The following is an 18,540-nucleotide window of genomic DNA, read 5'->3' on the forward strand; positions in this document are numbered from 1 at the left end:
TCCGGAGGCTAATATGCACCTAGGTGCAATGCAACTAGGTGCATAGTGAGGTGAGCAACTCGGCCACCGCCTCGACGGCCGGTGACGCCCACTGGTCACGGCGCCGCAGCAGCCACAGGTGGTAGCGCGCGATCGGTGGCGGCCGCAGTTCGACCAGGCGCCCGGCGTCGAGTTCCGGCGCGACGGTGACCGTGGGCAGCAGCGCGAGCCCGAGACCCGCCTCCACACAGCGCTTGACCACCTCGACGCCGCCGTAACGCGGCGGGGCGTCGGCGACCATCTCGGCGAGTTCGTCGTTGTAACCGCAGCCGCGTTCGAGCAGCAGCACGCCCGCTTCGGTCAGCTCGGCAGGCGTGATCGCCCGCGTGCGGGGCAACGGCGTGTCCGGCGGCGCGACCAGCGAAAGCCGTTGCCGCCCGAGATCCACACTGTCCACTGTGGAGTAGCGGATGACGGGTTCCATCGCGAGCGCGAGATCGGCCTGCCGCTCGCCGAGCGCCCGGACGGCCGTGCGGGTCGGCGCGGGCACGAGCGTCAGCCGGACCTCGGGCAGCCGGCGGGTGATCTCACGCAGCACGGGCGGCAGCCGGTAGGCGCAGACCGACTCGGGCGCGTACAACCGCACCGGACCGGCGGGCCGCTGTTCGGTGAGTTCGGCGAGCATGCGGTCTTCGAGGTCGAGCAGTTGCCGGGCGTGCTCGGCGAGCCTGCCGCCGGCGTGCGTCGGCGTGACCCCGGCGGCGTGCCGCTCGAGCAGCCGGGTGCCGGTCAGCCGCTCCAGCGCCTGGACGTGCGCGGTGACCGTGGACTGGGCGAAGGCCAGCTCACCGGCGGCGGTGGTGATGTTGCCGGTCCTGACCACCGCGAGAAAGCTGCGCAGGAGTCGGGTGTCCATCGAGATCTCCGATCGCAGACATCGAAAGTCATCGTTGGACATGATGGCAGACGAGGCCCAAGCTGTGTGTATGACCAACATCGAGCGATACACGGCCTTCGACGTCGACGGCGAAGGCGGCAACCCGGCGGGCGTGGTGCTGGACGCCGACGGCCTGGACGACGGGCAGATGCTGAAGATCGCGGCCGACCTCGGGTACTCGGAGACTGCGTTCCTTTTCGAAGGCAGCCGCATCCGCTACTTCAGCCCGCTGGCGGAGGTCGCGTTCTGCGGGCACGCCACCATCGCCACCGCCGTCGCGCACGCCGGCCGGTTCGGTGCTGGCACGCTGGCGCTGAAGACCATGGCGGGTGAGGTCGTGGTCCAGACCAAGAAGGAGGACGGCCGGCTGCTGGCGACGCTCACCAGCGTCACCCCGTCGGTGCGCGACGCGGCTCCGTCCCTGGTCGACGAGGTCCTGTCGGCCCTGCGCTGGTCTGCGGCCGACCTGGACCCGGCACTGCCGCCGCGCGTCGCCTTCGCCGGGAACCACCACCTGGTGCTCGCGGTGTCTTCGCGGGAACGCCTGGCTGACCTGGACTACGACTTCGAAGCCCTGGGCGCGCTGATGTCGCGGGAGGACTGGACCACCGTGCAACTGGTCTGGCAGGGCCCGGACGGCTTCCACGCCAGGGACCCGTTCCCGCCGGGTGGTGTCTACGAGGACCCAGCCACCGGCGCCGCCGCGGCGGCTTTCGGGGCCTACCTGCGGGAGCTGGGCGTGACCGGGCGGATCACCATCCACCAAGGGGAAGACATGGGCCGCCCGAGCCGGTTGCTGGTGGACATCCCGGCCACCGGCGGCATCGCGGTCAGCGGCACCGCCGTACCACTGCCCGAAGCTCGGTGAAGAGGGTCGCCCGGGCCGCGGACTGGACCTCCAGTGTGGTCGAGGGTGCAGCATCGATCCCATGCACAGCACCGAGAACGCGGACGACACGTGGTGGGTGTGCGTTCCGCGTCCCGGTTACCCGCTGGCTACTGCGAGGAGAAGCGCGATGAGCGAATGGCAGTTGGGAGATCTGGACCTCGACGCCTACCTGGCGCGGATCGGGCACGCCCGTGTCGCGCCGTCGGCGGCGGCGTTGCGGTCGTTGCACGAGGCCCACGTGCGATCCATCCCGTTCGAGAACATCGACGTGCTCCTCGGGCCGCATCCCGGCCTCGGGTTGAAGGTGATCGCCGACAAGCTGGTCCACCGGCGACGCGGCGGCTACTGCTTCGAGCACGGTCTGCTCTTCGCCGCGGCGCTGGAACTGCTCGGCTTCGAGGTGCGCCGCCGGATGGCGCGGGTGCGGCCCGACCGGCCGTCCGCCCGCACCCACATGGTCGTGCTGGTGCGGGTGGCCGGCATCGACCACCTGGCCGACGTCGGCTTCGGGACCGGGCTGGTCACGCCGATGCCCCTGGTCGACGGCCACGAGCAGGACCAGAACGGCTGGCCGCACCGCATCACCCGCGATGGTCCACTGTGGATTCTCTGGCGCCGGGACGCGGACGGCTGGACGCCGGTGCACGCCACGGACGACCTGCCGCAGTACCCCGTCGACTACGAGGTGGCGAACCACTACGTCTCGACGCACCCGAAGTCGCCGTTCAGCGGCCAGCTGGTCGCCATGGCCCGCGGCGACCGGCTCACCACCCGCCTGGTCGGCACCGAACTCACCACCGAACACGCCACCGCCCCCGAGACGACCCGCACCATCACCCCGGCCGAGCTGAAGCCCACCCTGCACGCACTGGGCATCGACCTGACGGACGCGGAACTGACCACCCTGCAAGCCGCCCTACCCTGACCCGACTCGACCCGGCTCCACGCGGCAAATCGCGCACCTTGACCCCAGACCACCCGACAACCGCCGTGCCCAGCCCAGCCGCAACCAGCAGCTCACGCCTTCCCCGGCATGCCCCACCCCCATGCGAGGTCGCGCCGGTCACTGGGGCTGGGCGGCGTCAGGCCGCCCAGCGGCATGGCGTCGCCCAGCCCCAGTGATCGGCTCAAAAGCGACCTCGCCGCCGCGCCGAAGGCGCGGCAGACAACACGCGAGCCGACAAGGGGACTCGAACCCCTGACCTGCTGTTTACAAGACAGCTGCTCTACCAACTGAGCTATGTCGGCCTGTGCTCCGGAGTATATAGATGTCACACGCACTGCTCGTCCACGACGTCGGTCAGGCGCTCCCGCCTGCGGTACGCGGCCAGCTGCCGGTCCGCTCCGCCGCCGGTGGACCGCAGCCGCGACAATACGTCCAAAGCGAAGTCCAGGTCCCCGCTGGCGCCCAGCGGCTCCCGCAGGTTCGCCACCAGTTCGTCCACGACCGTCCAAATTGGCACCAACTCCCCGCTCTCGGGGTGCAGGCACGAACCGCCGAGGCCGTCCCGCGCGGCCCGCCACAGGTTCGCGCGCAGGACCTCGTCGGGCGTGCTGACCGGCGCGCGATCCGCCGCCACGTCCCGCAGCGCCAGCCTCACCAGCCCCCGGATCAGCACCGCGGCGAGCGTGGCCTCCTCCGCCGACGCCGCCACGTCACCGATCCGGAACTCGAGCGTCGGCTGCTTGTCGGAGAGCCGGACGTCCCAGTACAGCATCGCCCGGTCCATCATCGCCCCGCTGCGGAGCATCGCGGCCACGCTGTTCTCGTAGTGCTCCAGCGACACGAACATCGGCGGCGGCCCCGCCGACGGCCAGCGCGACCACAGCACGTGCCGCCAGCTGCGGTACCCGGTGACCGTGCCGCCGTCGATCGGCGAGTTCGCGGTGATTGCCAGCAGCACCGGCAGCCACGCCCTGGTGTGGTTGCTGACCCGGACCGCGGTCTCCCGGTCGGCCACCCCGACGTGCACGTGGCACCCGCAGGTGGCGCTCGACCGCGCGATCGCGCCGAACTGCTCGGCCATCCGGTGGTACCGCGGCTTCCGGGTGATCTCGTGGCCGCTGCCCGGCAGCACCGGCGTGCCGCTCGCCAGCAGGCGCAGCCCGCGTGCGGCCGCGCCGCGCGCCAGGTCGTCCCGCAGGCTGGTCAGGCCGTCGAGCAGCGCGGCCGAGGTCCGGCACACCGGGGTCGCCGTCTCCACCTGCGAGCTGATCAGTTCGCGCTGCAGTTCCCCGTCGCGCTCGGTGGTCCCGTCGACCACCTCCGGACCCCGCGGCACCAGCTCTCCCGCGGCGTCCACCAGGAAGAACTCCTCTTCGACGCCGAAGGTCAGTTCGTCGTCGTCCGGGGTCATCCGCCGCTCCTTCACGCCCTCGCGTGCCCGCCGCCGAATACCCGGATCGGGTGATCTGTAACCAACGGGCAGAACGTGGTGGACGCCACTGTTCCGATCATGCAACGGTCGGACCTCGAGCGTCGATGGTCCCCGGGAATGACCAGGGAGGTGGACGGGTAGATGAAGATCAACCAGCGTGGCCGGGCAGCCGATCGCAAGCGCGGTTGGCAGATCCTCGAAGCGCCGGCGGACAAGAGGCCGCGCAAGACGAGCAGGCGCCGCGAACGCGGTTCGGAGCCGCGCAGCCGCGCCTGGCAGATCCTCGAGGCGGACACCGGCGAGCAGCCGGCGGCCGCGCAGGAGAACGCGATCGGGCCGGCGCTGCCCGACGACTCCACCGTCAACTTCGTGCTCGACCTGGCCCTGCGCATCGGCGAGGTGCAGATGGCCAGCGGCGCGGGTGCCTCCGACGTCACCGCCACCATTCTCGCGCTGACCTCGGCGCTCGGCCTCCCGCACTGCGAGGTCGACGTCATCTTCACCTCGATCACGGTGACCTGCCACCGCGGTTCCGAGCGCTCCCCGGTCACCGCGCTGCGCGTGGTGCGCGCCCGCGGCCTCGACTACAGCCGCCTCACCGACACCGAGCGGCTGGTGCAGCGCATCACCCGCGGCCGCGTCAGCGCCGAGGACGCCTACACCGAACTGGAGCTGATCACCAACCGGCCGCACCCGTACCCGCGCTGGATCTCCACCCTGGCCTGGGGCGGCATGGCCGCGTTCATCTCCCTGCTGATCGGCGGGGACTGGGCCACCGCGCTGATCGCCTTCGTGATCAGCTCGGTGATCGACCGGGTCGGCCGGGTGCTCAACCGGTTCGCGCTGCCGTTCTTCTTCCAGCAGGTGGCCGGCGGGTTCATCGCCACGCTGGCCGCGGTGCTGGTGGTGAACACCAACTGGCTCCCGATCGAGCGACCCACGATCGTGGTGGCCGCGGCGATCACCGTGTTGCTGTCCGGGCTGAGCACGGTGTCCGCGGTGCAGGACGCGATCACCGGCTACAACGTCACCGCCGCCGGGCGCACCACCGAGGTGGCGATGATGTCCGCCGGGCTGATCACCGGCGTGGTGCTCGCGCTGAACACCGCGCCGCTGTTCGCCATCGTGCAGAAGACCCCGCCGCCGGCGGTGTACAACAGCACCGCGCTCGACCTGCCGATCATGGTGGTCGCCGGTGCGGGCGCGGCGCTGTGCTTCGCGCTGGCCAGCTACGCCCGGCCGCGTTCGCTGCTGATCGCCGCCGCGGCCGGTGCGGTCGGCAGCGTCGGCTTCGGTGTGCTCGGCCTGTTCGGCGCGGACCAGATCACCGCCTCCGCGGTCGCCGCCACGCTGGTCGGCTTCTCCGGTGGTGTGCTGGCCCGGCGGTTGAAGGAAACGCCGCTGGTCATCGCGGTCTCCGGGATCACCCCGCTGCTGCCGGGGCTGTCCACCTACCGCGGGCTGTACGAGATGGGCGTCTCGCCGGGCGGTGAGCTGGGCACGCTGATGACCGCGGTGGCGGTCGGGCTGGCGCTGGCCGCGGGCGTGGTGCTCGGCGAGTACTTCGCGCAGCCGGTGCGCACCGGGCTCGGCAGGCTGGAGCGCAAGCTGGCCGGGCCGCGGATGGCGGGCCCGCTGCGGCCGAAGACCGGGCGAGTGGAGTAACCCGCGCGACCGGAACCGCGAGCCGGGTGATCGGGCGGGACAAGTCTCACGTTCTCACCCGGTCCGGGCCGCGCCGGTCGCGATAGTCTGCGGGCATGACCGAGCCTGTCAGCACGGCCGCCGATTTTGTCGTGGTGGCCAACCGGTTGCCGGTGGACCTCGATCGCTCCGCCGACGGGACCCAGCGCTGGACGGCGAGCCCCGGCGGGCTCGTCTCCGCGCTCGAGCCGTTCCTCCGCTCCCGCAAGGGCGCCTGGGTCGGCTGGCCCGGCGTGCCCGACGTCGAGGTCGACGAGTTCTCCGACGACGGCTTGGTGCTGCACCCGGTCACCCTCAGCTCCGACGAGGTGGCCGACTACTACGAGGGCTTCTCGAACGCCACGCTGTGGCCGCTCTACCACGACGTGGTCGCCCGTCCGGTGTTCGACCGATCGTGGTGGGACAGCTACGTCAAGGTCAACCGCCGGTTCGCCGAGGCCAGCGCGAAGGTGGCCGGCGAGGGCGCGGTGGTCTGGGTGCAGGACTACCAGCTGCAGCTGGTCCCGAGCATGCTCCGGGAACTGCGCCCCGACCTGCGGATCGGCTTCTTCCTGCACATCCCGTTCCCGCCGGTGGAGCTGTTCATGCAGCTGCCGTGGCGCGCGGAGATCGTGCGCGGGCTGATCGGCGCCGACCTGGTCGGGTTCCACCGGCCGGGTGGTGCCCAGAACTTCCTGTGGCTGGCGCGCCAGCTGATCGGCCTCGAGCCCAGCCGGGGCGCGGTCGGCGTGCGGTCGCGGCCCGGTGTGGTCCAGGTCGGCGACCGGACCGTGCGCGTTGGCGCCTTCCCGATCTCCATCGACGCCGCCGGGCTGGACAACCTGGCGCGCACGAAGAAGGTGGCCGAGCGGGCCGCGCAGATCCGCGCCGACCTGGGCAATCCCAAGACCGTGCTGCTCGGGGTGGACCGGCTCGACTACACCAAGGGCATCGACCTGCGGCTGCAGGCCTTCCACGAGCTGCTGCAGGAGGACCGCGTCAAGCCGGAGGACGTGGCGTTCATCCAGCTCGCCACGCCCAGCCGGGAGCGCGTGGAGCACTACCAGCGCATGCGCGGTGAGATCGAGCAGATGGTCGGCCGGATCAACGGCGAGTTCGCCAGGGTGGGTCACCCGGTCGTGCACTACCTGCACCAGTCCGTTGACCGAACGGAGCTGGCCGCCTTCTTCTCCGCTGCCGACGTGATGGTGGTGACCCCGTTGCGTGACGGCATGAACCTGGTCTGCAAGGAGTACGTGGCCTGCCGCCACGACCTCGGGGGCACGCTGGTGCTCTCCGAATTCGCCGGGGCGGCAGCCGAGTTGAGCAGTGCCTTCCTGGTCAACCCGCATGATCTCGACGGGGTTAAGAGCGCTTTGGCGGCTGCCATTACGCTCGACCCGGCCGAGGGAAGACGGAGAATGCGCGCGCTTCGACGTCAGGTCCTCACCCACGACGTCGACCGCTGGGCGCGCTCGTTCCTGGAAGCACTCGGGTCCGAGCCCTCCGCCTGAGAACCCGAACTCCCATACCCCACGTACTTGCTCCTAGGAGGAGTGTTGACCGCCGAGGCCCTGCCCGCCGAGCTGCGGCGTGCGATCGTGCAGATCGCGCGGACGCCGCGCTTGCTGGTCGCCTGCGACTACGACGGCACGCTGGCTCCGATCACGTCCAACCCGGACGAGGCCCGCCCACTTCCCGAATCGGTCGGTGCCCTGCGATCGTTAGCCGGCCTGCACGAAACCACCACCGCGGTCATCTCCGGCCGCGCGCTGCGTGATCTCGCCACGCTCTCCCGCCTGCCCGCCGAGGTCCACCTGGTGGGCAGCCACGGCTCGGAGTTCGACATCGGTTTTGTGCACGCGCTCGACGCGAAGGCCCGCGAACTGCACCGCAGGCTCGAAGCCGAGCTGGAGCAGCTCGTGCTCGATGTTCCAGGGGTTTCCCTAGAAGTGAAGCCGGCCAGCATCGCCGTGCACGTGCGCCGCGCCGAGTACGACGCGGGCCGCCGCGTGCTCGCCGATGTCCACAATGGACCTTGCACCTGGCCGGGGGTGACCACCACCGACGGCAAGGAGGTGGTCGAGCTGGCCGTGGTGCAGACCGACAAGGGCCGGGCCCTGGACACCCTGCGCCACCAGGTGAACGCCACCGCCGCGGTGTTCCTCGGCGACGACGTCACCGACGAGAAGGCCTTCGCGCGGCTGTCCGGCCCCGACCTGGGGGTCAAGGTCGGCGACGGGGAAAGCCTTGCCGCGTACCGGGTTCCGGACACCGTCGACGTGGCGACCGTGCTCGCGTTCCTGCTCGAGGAGCGGCGCCACTGGCTCTACGGCGAGCAGGCCCCGCCGATCGAGCGGATCTCCATGCTGGCCAGCGAGCGCTCGGTCGCGCTGCTCACCCCGGACGCCAAGCTGACCTGGCTGTGCCACCCCGGCCCGGACGCGCCCGCGGTGTTCGCCGACCTGCTCGGCGGTCCCGGTGCCGGGCACTTCTCGATCAAGCCGCACCGCAACGGCCTGCCGCTGGGCCAGCGCTACCTGCCGAACACGATGACCGTGGAGACGCGCTGGTCGCGCCTGCTGGTCACGGACTACCTCGAGCCGGACAGCCCGCCGCACCGCACGGACATCGTCCGGGTGATTTCCGGTGAGGCCGCCGCGCAGGTGGTTTTCGCGCCGCGCCCCGAATTCGGTGGCGTGCCGGTGAAGCTGGTCACCGAGGAGGACGGGCTGCGGGTGCTGGGCACCTCGGAGCCGATCGTGCTGCGGGCGCCCGGTGTGCGCTGGGAAATCAACTCCGACGGCATGCACGACACCGCGGTGGCACTGGTCGAACCGAAGCCGGAACGCCCGGTGGTCCTGGAACTGCGTTGCGGCACAACGGATCTCGGCCCGCATGAACTGTCCGAAATGGACCGCCGCGCGCGGGCGGGGGCGTACTGGAGCGACTGGGCCGCCACCCTGAAGGTGCCCACCGTGCAGCCGGAACTGGTGTCGCGCTCGGCGCTGACCCTGCGCGGGCTGTGCAACACCGACACCGGCGGGGTGCTCGCGGCGGCCACCACCTCGCTGCCCGAGGAGATCGGCGGGGTCCGGAACTGGGACTACCGCTACTGCTGGATCCGCGACGCCGCGATGACCGTGCGTGAGCTGGTCACGCTCGGCTCCCTGGACGAGGCCGACGGGTACCTGCGCTGGTTGCACGGCGTGCTCGCCACGCTGGCCGGGCCGGAGCGGCTCCACCCGCTGTACACCCTGTCCGGCAGCGTGATCGGCGCCGAAGCGGTGATCGAGTCGCTGCCGGGGTACGCGGGCTCGCGGCCGGTGCGCGTCGGCAACCTGGCGAACCACCAGGTGCAGCTGGACGTGTTCGGGCCGGTGGTGGAGCTGGTGGTCACCCTGGCCGAGGCCCGCGGTGAGCTGCGCGACCAGGACTGGCAGATGGTGCGGGCGATGGCCGAGGCGGTCACGCGGCGCTGGAACGAGCCGGACCACGGCATCTGGGAGGAACGCCACGTGCCTCGGCACCGCGTGTACTCCCGGGTGATGGGCTGGGTGACCATCGACCGCGCGATCAAGCTGGGCGAGATCTACGACCGGGAGATCCCGGTTGGCTGGCCGGAGCTGCGCGACACCATCGCCGCCGACGTGCTGGAGCACGGCTGGAACGACGAGGTGCAGGCGTTCACCACCGCCTACGACGGCACCGACCTGGACGCGGCCTCGCTTTTTGTCGGGCTGACCGGCCTCATCGACCCGAGCGACCAGCGGTTCCAGTCGACCGTGACCGCCATCGAGGCCGAGCTGCGCAGCGGCTCGACGGTCTACCGCTACCACCGCGACGACGGCCTGCCCGGCAGCGAAGGCGGCTTCCACATCTGCGCGGCCTGGCTGATCGAGGCCTACCTGATGACCGGCCGCCGCACCGAGGCGGAGGAGCTGTTCGAGCAGTTGGTCGACGCCGCGGGCCCGACCGGGCTGCTGCCCGAGCAGTACGACCCGATCGCCGAGCGCTCGCTGGGCAACCACCCGCAGGCGTACTCGCACATCGGCCTCATCCGCTGCGCGAACCTGCTGGCCAAGTAGGTCTTCCGAGGTGCCGGGAGGGCTCGCCCTCCCGGCACGCGTGCCTCAGCCGCCCGCCACCGACGGGATGATCATCAGCTCGGTGCGGGCGGCGAGCGGGGTGTCCGCACCGGCGAGACGGCGGCATTCCTCGCCGTCGACGTAGAAGTTGACGTACCGCCGCAGCGCGCCCGACTCGTCACGCAGCCGCCGTTCCAGCGCGGGATACCTGTCCCGCAGCTCGTCCAGGGCCGCCGCGATGGTGGCGCCCTCGACCTCCAGCACGGTCTGGTCGCCGGCGATCGGCCGCAGCATCGACGGCAGGTGGACCTTCGCCACCTAGATCACCGCGGCCCGCACGCAGAGCACGTCCGGCAGGTGCTCGACCACGCGCTGCCAGTGCTCGCCCTCGTCGGCGCTGGCCCACACCTCACCCGAGCGCGAGCCGAAGTACACCCCGGCCGGGTCGGCGTCGTCCACGCACATCGCGTCCCGCAGCACCGCCGAGTAGAAGCCGTTGTCCGGCAGGCCACCGGACAACGCCGTCCAGCTGCCGCCGCCGTCCTCGCTGCGGTAGACGCGGCAGCGCCCGTCCGGCGGGAAGCGGTGCTCGTCGGCCTGCAGCGGGAAGTTGTAGATCACCTCCGGCTTGTGCGGGTGCACCACCATCGGGAAGCCGAAGTCGGACGGCAGGCCGTCGGCGATCGACTGCCAGCTCTTCGCGTGGTCGTCGCTGCGGTACACGCCGTGGTGGTTCTGCGCGTACAGCGTGTCCGGCCGCGCCGGGTGCCGCGCCACCTTGTGCACGCACTGGCCGAACTCCGGGTACTCCTCCGGCAGGAACTTGACGTGGATGCCGCGGTTGGCCGGCGCCCAGGTCTTGCCGCCGTCGGTGGTGTCGTAGACGCCGCCGGTGGACATCGCCACCGTGACGTGCTCCGGCTCGGTCGGGTGCGGCAGCACGGTGTGGATCGCCATGCCGCCGAAGCCGGGCGTCCACTGTGGACGATGGGGGTGCTCCCAGAGGCCGCGGACCAGCTCGAAGGACCGGCCGCCGTCGGCCGAGCGGAACAACGCCGACGGCTCCACCCCGGCGTAGACCACGTCCGGCTCCGGCGCGGGCGTGAGCTGCCAGACCCGCTCCAGCGCGGCGCCGGTGTCCTCCGGGAAGGAGATGGGCGCCTGCTCCGGCTCCTGCCAGGTGACGCCGAGGTCGTCGCTGGTGGCCACCCCCGGGCCCCAGTGCTCACTGGTCACGCCCGCGAGCAGGCGCGGCGAGCCGGCGCGCTGGTCGATCGCCAGCGCGTAGATGTCGGTCATCGGCAGGTGCGGCCCGGTGACCTGCCAGTCGGCCCGTCCGTTCGAACTTCTCGCCAGCCAGAGCCCCTTGCGCGTGCCGATCGCGAGCAGCGCTTCCATCAGATGCCTCCCTCTGTGGTACGGATCACAGCGGGAGCTTACGCGGCACCACCGACAAAATCGGGCGCCGCGGTCGCGCAGCTGACCGCGGCACCCGTCCAGCTGTTTCAGCCGAGGCTGAAACGGATTTACGCGGAATACCCCTTTGGCGGAATGAGAGTGGCCAGCTGGTTGAAGGTGAGCCAATAGACGCCCTGGCTGAAACCGGCCGAGTCGGCGATCTTCACCGTCATGTTGTCGCTGTTGTAGCCGATCACGGTGAAGTAGTGGTAAATGGTGTAGTTGGGGTAACCGGGCGGGTGGTTGTTCGCCGGGGCGACGATGTTCGCCACGATCGGGTAATTGTTGTTGATGTCGAGCACCACGTCCCGCCAGAGCAGATCGCGCTGCGCCTGGGTCGGCGGGTCGTTCGGCATCTGTTTGGTCTCGTACCAGCCGGTGCCGAGATTGTTGTTGAGCACCCTGGTGACCTGGCCGATGTGGTCGGTGCCGCCGGTGTGCGTCGGGAGCTGCTGGGCCAGGCTGGCCTGCGACGGCGGGTTGGCCATGCGCGCGGACAGCGCCATCCTGGTCGCCGCCGGGCCGCACCAGTAGCCGGTCTGCTGCCATTCGTGGCGCACGTTGAGCTCGACGACGGCGGGCAGTTCGGAAATGTCGATCTCGGCGGTTTCGGCCGGACGGGTGGCCGGTGCCGCGGGCGCGGCGGTGGCGAGCGCGGGCGCGGCGGTGATTCCCGCGACCACGGCGGCGAACACGGCGAGCAGCTGGCGTCTCATCATTTCGGAGTTTCCTTCCCCAGTGCGCTGGCGGTTGGTTTCCGTCACACGAGGGAAATAGTCCGGAAAATGGTGACTCCTGTCGCCGGTTTCACCCGTTCGGCCGCCGACCAAAGTCGGTGGCGACAATTGTTCGAGGCAGGACGCGGCGCCCCCGGGGAATTTGAGGTTTTTCCCGGGAGCGCCGCGAAGCGGGTGATCAGGCCGCGTACCCCTTCGGCGGGATCAGTGAGGCCAGCTGGTCGAAGGACAGCCAGTAGATCTGGTTGCCGCCGAAGTTGGCCGAGTCCGCGATGTGCACGGTCATGTTGTCGCTGTTGTAGCCGATCACGGTGAAGTAGTGGTAGATCGTCTCGTTCGGATAGCCCGGCGGGTGGTTGTCGGGCGGGGCGACGATGTTGGCCACCACGGCGTAGCCGTTGTCGATGTCGGTGACGATGTCCTGCCAGAGCAGGTCCTTCTGGGCCTGCGTCGGCGGGTCGTTCGGCATCTCCTTGACCTCGTACCAGGTGGTGCCGAGATTGGCGTTGAGCGCGTTCGCGATCTGGCTGATGTGGTCGGTGCCGTTCTCGGTGGTGCCCATCTGCGCGGCCAGGTCACCCTGCGACGGCAGGTTGCCCGTGCGCGCGGACATCGCGATCCGCGCCGCCGCCGGCCCGCACCAGTACCCGGTTTCCTGAACCTGGTACTGGATGTTGAGCGATTTGGCACCAGCTGGCTGGACCCCGGCTGGCTGGGCCTCGGCGGCCTGGACCCCGGCTGGCGCGACCGGCGCGGGGCTCGCGGCGACCGCCGCCCCCGGCAGGACGAGCGCCCCGGCCGCGGCAACCCCGGCCACCGCCCGGAGGAAACCTCTGCGCTGCACTGGTTACTCCTTCCCCAGTTACTTCGTCGGTTATTTTCCGTCGAATAGCCGAGATACTGGAGAAAGCGGGCAACCCGGCACAAGGGGTTTCAGTCAGAACCGAAACACCCGTGCCGCGGGACCACCCGCGAGGCCGCACGAGCAGCAGCGCCGAGCCAAGCGCCGCGGTCGCGCGAGACGAGCGGCGCCCCGAGAGAGCCGCGCGGGCCGGAACGCGGCGCCCAGTGGGCCACCGCGACGCGAGCAGGAACGCCGAGCCAAAGCCGCGCCACCGGGGCGAGCAGAAACGCCAGACCAGGTGGACTGCCCGGGCGCGAGCAGGAGCACAGGACAAGCGGCGCGATCGCGGGCAACGAGCAACGGGCGACGGGCGACGGGCGACGGGCGACGAGCAGCGGGCGACGAGCAGCGAGCAGCGGGCTGCGGGCGGCGATCGCGGGCAGCGAGCAGCGGGCAGCGAGCAGCGGGCAACGAGCAGCGGGCAACGAGCAGCGGGCAGCGGGCAGCGGGCAGCGGGCAGCGGGCAGCGGGCAGCGAGCGGCGGGCAACGAGCAGCGGGCGACGGGCGCGGGCGGCGGCCGAGGGCGGCGGGCGGCGGCCGAGGGCACGTGGGGCGGAGCGGCGTGCAACGAGCAGCGGGCAACGAGCAGCGGGCAACGAGCGGCGAGCAGCGGGCAGCGAGCGGGGAGCAGCGGGCAACGAGCAGCGGCAGCGGGCAGCGGGCACGTGGGCCGGAGCGGCGGGCCAGGTGGGGCCACCGCTCTCCCAGATCGGGGCGAACGAGCGGCGCCCGGGAGGCGGGCCAATCCGCCGGGCAGTTCCGTCGAGTCCGGTGTCACGAATGTGGCTTTCGAGACGCATAACCTGGATCCACCGATGTGTTTTGTCGGTGGATCCAGGTGGTGGTTGTTGATCTTGTGGTGGTGGTTGGGCGTGTGGGATTGACCGGTCTCGCATCCGGTGTGTCCACTGTGGCTTGGTTGTGGGGTTGGGGGTCAGGGTGTCCGGGTGTGGGTGGCGGTGAATAGGCCCTGGTAGCTGGCTTGCCAGGGCCAGTTGGTGGGCAGTCGCAGGGTGATGCGGCGGGCGGTGCGGATGATGCGGGCTGGGATGGTGATCAGGTGCCGGCGGAGGGTGCCGGTGCGGGCTTTGGCGTGAAAGACGCTGGCCAGGCAGCCGGCGGCGCGGAGCAGGTTGTGGGTGAGGCAGGCCAGGATCAGCCAGGCGTGGTTGGCCGGGAAGCGGCCTGAGGGGAAATGTGCCAGGGCGGAATCGTTGAGGTCGGCGAAGACCTGCTCGATGATCGCGTGCTCGCGGTGGTGCTGGTCGGCGGTGGGCAGGTCGAAGCCGGTGTCGGTGAAGATCGCGTGGTAGTTCCAGGCGCGGAACAACTCGCCCTGGTCGTTGCGCTTGTTTCTCGGGGTGCGGCGGACCAGCAGCCGTGCGGTGACCTGGCGGCCGGGGTTCTGGGTGGTGTTGACGAACGCGGTCAGGGTGGTTTCGGCGATCTGCGCGTGCGTGATCAACTCGCCGGTGTCGGGGTCGGGGATCGGGTGACGGTAGGCGATCTCGGTCCAGTCGTCCTCGCCGATCCGGTCGATCACAGCCTGGGTGGCCACGTTTTTCTGGGCGGTGACCGAGAAGGACGCGCCCGCTGCGCGGATCGCGGCGATGATCGGGCCGGTGAAGAACGCCGAGTCGGCGCGGACCACGATCATGCCGGTCGCCCCGGCCCGGCGGGCCAGCCCGATCGCTTCGGTGATCATCGAGGCCGCCCCGCGGCGGGAATCGCAGGTCCCGCCGCGCAGCCGGGCGGTCAGGATCACCGGCGCGCAGACCGGGCTCGACAGCGTGGCGATCAGGTGGTTCAGGCCCCGGACCCCGGTGTAGCCGAATCCGCTGCCCTGTTTGCGGTGACCATAGGTTCGCTTGATTTTGGCGTCGATATCGACAAACGCCAGCCGGTCGACCCCGGCCAGCAGTGACGGCACCCGCCCGGCCAGCCGGACCAGGGCCTCCCCGGCAGCGGAGGCGAGCTGGCGGACGTGGCCGTGGGTGAACCCGCGCAGCCACGAACCGCAGGTCGAAGGCGCCCGCACCCGATCGAACAACCGCCCCATCCCGCCGTGCCGGATCACATCCAGGTCATCGATCGAATCAGCACCAGCCACCATCCCGGCCACGACCGAGAGGGCTTTCGCGTCCGTGTTCGCCCCGACCGCCATCCCCAGATCGACCCGCTCATCGATCAACACACCCAGGCCGATGCCCTCGGCCAGCCGCAGCATCGGCACCAGCCCCGCGCACGACACGAGACTCTCCTCGTCGAACCTCACCGACACCGACCCGGCGCTATGAGACGATCGCATCCAGCAGATGCCCTCTCACTCAGTGGACTTTGTTCCCTCGCAAGAACAATCATCCCAAGTCAGAGGGCATCTGCCCCTCAACGACACCACTCCACCACCACAAACACCGGTGGATCCAGGCAGAACGTCTCGAAAGCCACATTCGTGACGTGGGACGGCTAGGCGCGGGCGTGTTCAGCCGCCGACAGGGCCAGGCCGACATCCCCCACTTCGAGTACTCGGATGCCCGGCGGGAACTTGCCGGAGTCCGGCGGTACGAGGGCGTGCGTGAAGCCGAGCCGCGCCGCCTCCGCGATTCGCTTGCCGACGTTCGAAACGCGCCGGATCTCCCCCGCCAGTCCGACCTCGCCGACCGCCACCAGCCGCGGCGACAGGGCGACGTCGGCCACCGAGGACGCGATCGCCAGCACCAGCGCCAGGTCCACGGCGGGCTCGGTGATCTTCATGCCGCCGACGGTGGCCAGGAAGACGTCCCGCTTGGCCAGCTGCATGCCCGCCCGGCGCTCCATCACCGCCAGCACCATCTGCACCCGCGACGCGTCGAGCCCGCTCACCGCCCGCCGCGGCTGCGGCAGCGTGGACTCGGCGACCAGCGACTGCACCTCGCTCATCAGCGGCCGCTTGCCCTCCATCGCCACCGTGATCGCGGTGCCGGACACCGGCTCGGTGGTGCGGTTCATGAACAGCCCGGACGGATCCGGCACCCCGACGATGCCGCCCTCCCCCAGCTCGAAGCAGCCGATCTCGTCGGCGGCGCCGAACCGGTTCTTCACCCCGCGCACCATGCGGAGCGTGGAATGCCGGTCGCCCTCGAACTGGAGCACCACGTCCACCAGGTGCTCCAGCACCCGCGGCCCGGCGATCGAGCCCTCCTTGGTGACGTGCCCGACCAGGATGATCGGCAGCCCGCGCTCCTTGGCCAGCGCGACCAGCCCGGCGGTCACCGCGCGCACCTGGGTGACGCCGCCGGGCGCGCCGTCGGCCTGCGGGGAGGACATGGTCTGGACCGAATCGACAATCAGCACCCCGGGCTTGACGTCGTCCACATGGCCGACGATGGCGCCGAGATCGCTCTCCGCGGCGAGGAACATCTGCTCGTGCACGTTCCCGGTGCGCTCGGCGCGCAGGCGCACCTGCCCGGCGGACTCCTCGCCGGTGACGTACAACGACGGGTGCTCGCCGGTCCGGCCCGCCGCCCACTGGTAGGCGACTTCGAGCAGCAGGGTCGACTTGCCGACCCCCGGCTCCCCCGCGAGCAGGATCACCGCGCCGGGAACCAGCCCGCCGCCGAGCACGCGGTCCAGCTCGGGCACACCGGTCTGGCGCGCCCTGGCCGCCTCGACGTCGACCTGGCCGATCGGCCGCGCGGGCGCACTGGGCGCCCCGGCCACCACACGCGCGATGGCGGGGCGGGCGTCACCGCGTTCCTCGATCGTGCCCCACGCCTGGCACTCCGGGCACCGGCCGACCCACTTGGCAGCCTCGTACCCGCACTCACCACAGCGGTACGAGGTGCCGCTCTTCCTAGCCACGGGCGCTCACGCTAGTGCGCGGGTACGACAGTTCTATCCCCCGTGGTTGCCGTGGTCGCCTTCGACCGGGCCCGCGTGGGAAGCGGGCGGCGCGCCGTGCTCCTGCGGGGCACCGGCGGGCGGGGCGGGGTGCTCGCCGTGCCCGCCTTCGGAACCGTGGTCGGCGCGCGGCCGGGTGGAGCTGGCGATCGGCACGTCGACGACGACCGAACCCGCGTCGCGGAAGGTGAGGGTGACCTTGAGGGTCTGGCCCGGGTACATCGGCGCCTTGAGGCCGACCAGGTTGATCACCGCGTGCCCGACCGGGTGCTCCTCGACCGCGTCGGCCGGAGGCGGCGGCGGGGCCTGCGAGGCGGAACCCGGCGCGTTGCTCGGCGGGTTCGACGCGCTCGGCGGCTGCTGCGCGCCGGACGGCTGCTGCGTGCCCGAAGGCGGCTGGGCGGCGTGCGCGGCGGGCTCGTGCTCGTGTCCCATCGGGCTGACGGTCAGCTTGCTGCCCGACACGACCGCCTGGTAGCCCTGGATCTCCGCGTCGGCGGCACCCTCGGAGCTGACGTCGATCAGCTCGTCGTCGGCCGGCCCGTTGTTGGCCACCACCATTTCCAGCGGCGCGGTGGCACCGGCCGGGTAGAACGCGGCGTCACCGGGGAAGGTCAGCTTGGCGTCCCGGACCGCGAGCTTGCCGAGATCGGCGAAGCCACCGGTGACGGCGGGCAGCTGGGTGTCGGTCTGGGTGATCTGACCGGCGCCGCAGCCCGCGAGCGCCAGTACCGCGCCAAGGCCGAGCGCGGCCACGCCGAGCACGCGTCGATTCTGCTGCCTCACGGTCTCGTGTCCCTCCTGCGCGTCCTGTTCCCCGCGAAGGGTAGCCCGGCCCCCGGCGCCCACCGGAACCCGGTGGCCGTTGTGCGCGGCGGATTCGAAGATCAATGGTCCACAGTGGAATTCCCGGCGCGCGCGCCGCGATTTGCGGCTCACCTGCATGAGCATGGGAAATGCACGTTTGTCAACCCCCGTCCGGCCCACGATCCGGCCGCTGACCTGCGACGACGGAACTCGGGGCGCTAGATGGTGCCAGTCGAGCCGTGCTAGGATGGTGGTAGCGAAAGGGGCAGAGGACACATGGTTTTCAAGGTCGGAGAGACCGTCGTCTACCCGCACCACGGTGCCGCACTCATCGAAGCGATCGAGACCCGTGTGATCAAGGGCGAGGAGAAGAAATACCTCGTCCTCAAGGTCGCGCAAGGGGACCTCACCGTTCGCGTACCCGCAGACAACGCCGAGATCGTCGGTGTGCGGGACGTCGTCGGGCAGGACGGTCTGAATCGCGTGTTCGACGTGTTGCGTGCGCCGCACACCGAGGAGCCCACGAACTGGTCTCGTCGGTACAAGGCCAACCTCGAGAAGCTCGCCTCCGGCGATGTGAACAAGGTGGCCGAAGTGGTGCGCGACCTCTGGCGGCGAGAGAAGGATCGTGGCTTGTCCGCCGGCGAGAAGCGGATGCTGGCCAAGGCACGGCAGATCCTGGTGAGTGAACTGGCTTTGGCCGAGGGCACCGACGAAGGCAAGGCCGAGGTCCTGCTCGACGAGGTTCTGGAAACCGCGGCGGTCTGAGCAGCAGCGGAACCACCGGACAGCGCACGGCG

General features: G+C 70.7%; 15 protein-coding genes and 1 tRNA gene. 6 read left to right on the forward strand and 10 right to left on the reverse strand.

All coding sequences use genetic code 11. From position 1 onward, the window contains the following. Positions 1-34: 34 nt before the first annotated feature. Positions 35-895 carry a LysR family transcriptional regulator gene (locus A4R43_RS26800; protein ID WP_113694841.1) on the reverse strand — a complete coding sequence of 287 codons (861 nt, stop codon included), beginning with the start codon at positions 893-895 and terminating at the stop codon, positions 35-37. 70 nt (positions 896-965) lie between these two features. Here A4R43_RS26800 and A4R43_RS26805 point away from each other — a divergent pair, with 70 nt between their 5' ends. Then, positions 966-1,784, forward strand: a complete 819-nt coding sequence (locus A4R43_RS26805; protein WP_113694842.1) for a PhzF family phenazine biosynthesis protein — start codon at positions 966-968, stop codon at positions 1,782-1,784. A 61-nt stretch (positions 1,785-1,845) separates the two neighbouring features. Next, positions 1,846-2,730: an arylamine N-acetyltransferase family protein gene (locus A4R43_RS26810; RefSeq protein WP_335645104.1), complete on the forward strand. Its 885-nt coding sequence runs from the start codon at positions 1,846-1,848 to the stop codon at positions 2,728-2,730. Between the two features lie 250 nt (positions 2,731-2,980). Here the strand turns inward: A4R43_RS26810 and A4R43_RS26815 are convergent. Both A4R43_RS26815 and A4R43_RS26820 read right to left on the reverse strand, forming a co-directional pair. Beyond that, positions 2,981-3,053, reverse strand: a tRNA-Thr gene (locus A4R43_RS26815). A gap of 23 nt (positions 3,054-3,076) precedes the next feature. Beyond that, positions 3,077-4,162: a carboxylate-amine ligase gene (locus tag A4R43_RS26820; RefSeq protein WP_113694844.1), complete on the reverse strand. Its 1,086-nt coding sequence runs from the start codon at positions 4,160-4,162 to the stop codon at positions 3,077-3,079. 162 nt (positions 4,163-4,324) lie between these two features. Here A4R43_RS26820 and A4R43_RS26825 point away from each other — a divergent pair, with 162 nt between their 5' ends. From A4R43_RS26825 to otsB, 3 genes are all read left to right on the forward strand, one after another. Next, on the forward strand, positions 4,325-5,848 hold the full coding sequence (locus A4R43_RS26825) for a threonine/serine exporter family protein (protein WP_113694845.1): 1,524 nt from the start codon (positions 4,325-4,327) through the stop codon (positions 5,846-5,848). A gap of 95 nt (positions 5,849-5,943) precedes the next feature. Beyond that, the gene (locus A4R43_RS26830) at positions 5,944-7,380 is read left to right on the forward strand and encodes an alpha,alpha-trehalose-phosphate synthase (UDP-forming) (protein WP_113694846.1); all 1,437 of its coding nucleotides are present in this window, start codon (positions 5,944-5,946) and stop codon (positions 7,378-7,380) included. Between the two features lie 45 nt (positions 7,381-7,425). Beyond that, a complete protein-coding gene (gene otsB, locus A4R43_RS26835; protein WP_162788607.1) occupies positions 7,426-9,954 on the forward strand; it encodes a trehalose-phosphatase in 2,529 nt (842 codons plus the stop codon). 45 nt (positions 9,955-9,999) lie between these two features. Here the strand turns inward: otsB and A4R43_RS26840 are convergent, their stop codons facing one another. The 7 genes from A4R43_RS26840 to A4R43_RS26875 all read right to left on the reverse strand — a co-directional run bounded on the left by A4R43_RS26840 (position 10,000) and on the right by A4R43_RS26875 (position 17,719). Beyond that, positions 10,000-10,272, reverse strand: a complete 273-nt coding sequence (locus A4R43_RS26840; protein ID WP_236808300.1) for a ubiquitin-like small modifier protein 1 — start codon at positions 10,270-10,272, stop codon at positions 10,000-10,002. Beyond that, entirely contained in the window at positions 10,273-11,352 is a 1,080-nt protein-coding gene (locus A4R43_RS26845; protein WP_113694848.1) for a WD40/YVTN/BNR-like repeat-containing protein, read from the reverse strand. 128 nt (positions 11,353-11,480) lie between these two features. Then, complete coding sequence (locus A4R43_RS26850; protein WP_113697901.1) at positions 11,481-12,128, reverse strand: C39 family peptidase; 648 nt, start codon at positions 12,126-12,128, stop codon at positions 11,481-11,483. Between the two features lie 199 nt (positions 12,129-12,327). Continuing rightward, positions 12,328-12,993: a C39 family peptidase gene (locus tag A4R43_RS26855; protein ID WP_113694849.1), complete on the reverse strand. Its 666-nt coding sequence runs from the start codon at positions 12,991-12,993 to the stop codon at positions 12,328-12,330. Between the two features lie 995 nt (positions 12,994-13,988). Beyond that, positions 13,989-15,362 (reverse strand): IS1380 family transposase, encoded by a 1,374-nt coding sequence (locus A4R43_RS26865; protein ID WP_113694850.1) that lies wholly within the window; start codon positions 15,360-15,362, stop codon positions 13,989-13,991. A 158-nt stretch (positions 15,363-15,520) separates the two neighbouring features. Continuing rightward, positions 15,521-16,894, reverse strand: a complete 1,374-nt coding sequence (radA, locus tag A4R43_RS26870) for a DNA repair protein RadA (RefSeq protein WP_113694851.1) — start codon at positions 16,892-16,894, stop codon at positions 15,521-15,523. A gap of 33 nt (positions 16,895-16,927) precedes the next feature. After that, complete coding sequence (locus tag A4R43_RS26875; RefSeq protein ID WP_162788608.1) at positions 16,928-17,719, reverse strand: copper chaperone PCu(A)C domain-containing protein; 792 nt, start codon at positions 17,717-17,719, stop codon at positions 16,928-16,930. A 297-nt stretch (positions 17,720-18,016) separates the two neighbouring features. On the opposite strand from A4R43_RS26875, the gene A4R43_RS26880 reads away from it, so the two are divergent. Then, on the forward strand, positions 18,017-18,508 hold the full coding sequence (locus tag A4R43_RS26880) for a CarD family transcriptional regulator (protein WP_020669809.1): 492 nt from the start codon (positions 18,017-18,019) through the stop codon (positions 18,506-18,508). The last annotated feature ends 32 nt before the right edge of the window (positions 18,509-18,540 follow it).

The organism is Amycolatopsis albispora (assembly GCF_003312875.1).
In the GTDB taxonomy this organism is placed as follows: domain Bacteria; phylum Actinomycetota; class Actinomycetes; order Mycobacteriales; family Pseudonocardiaceae; genus Amycolatopsis; species Amycolatopsis albispora.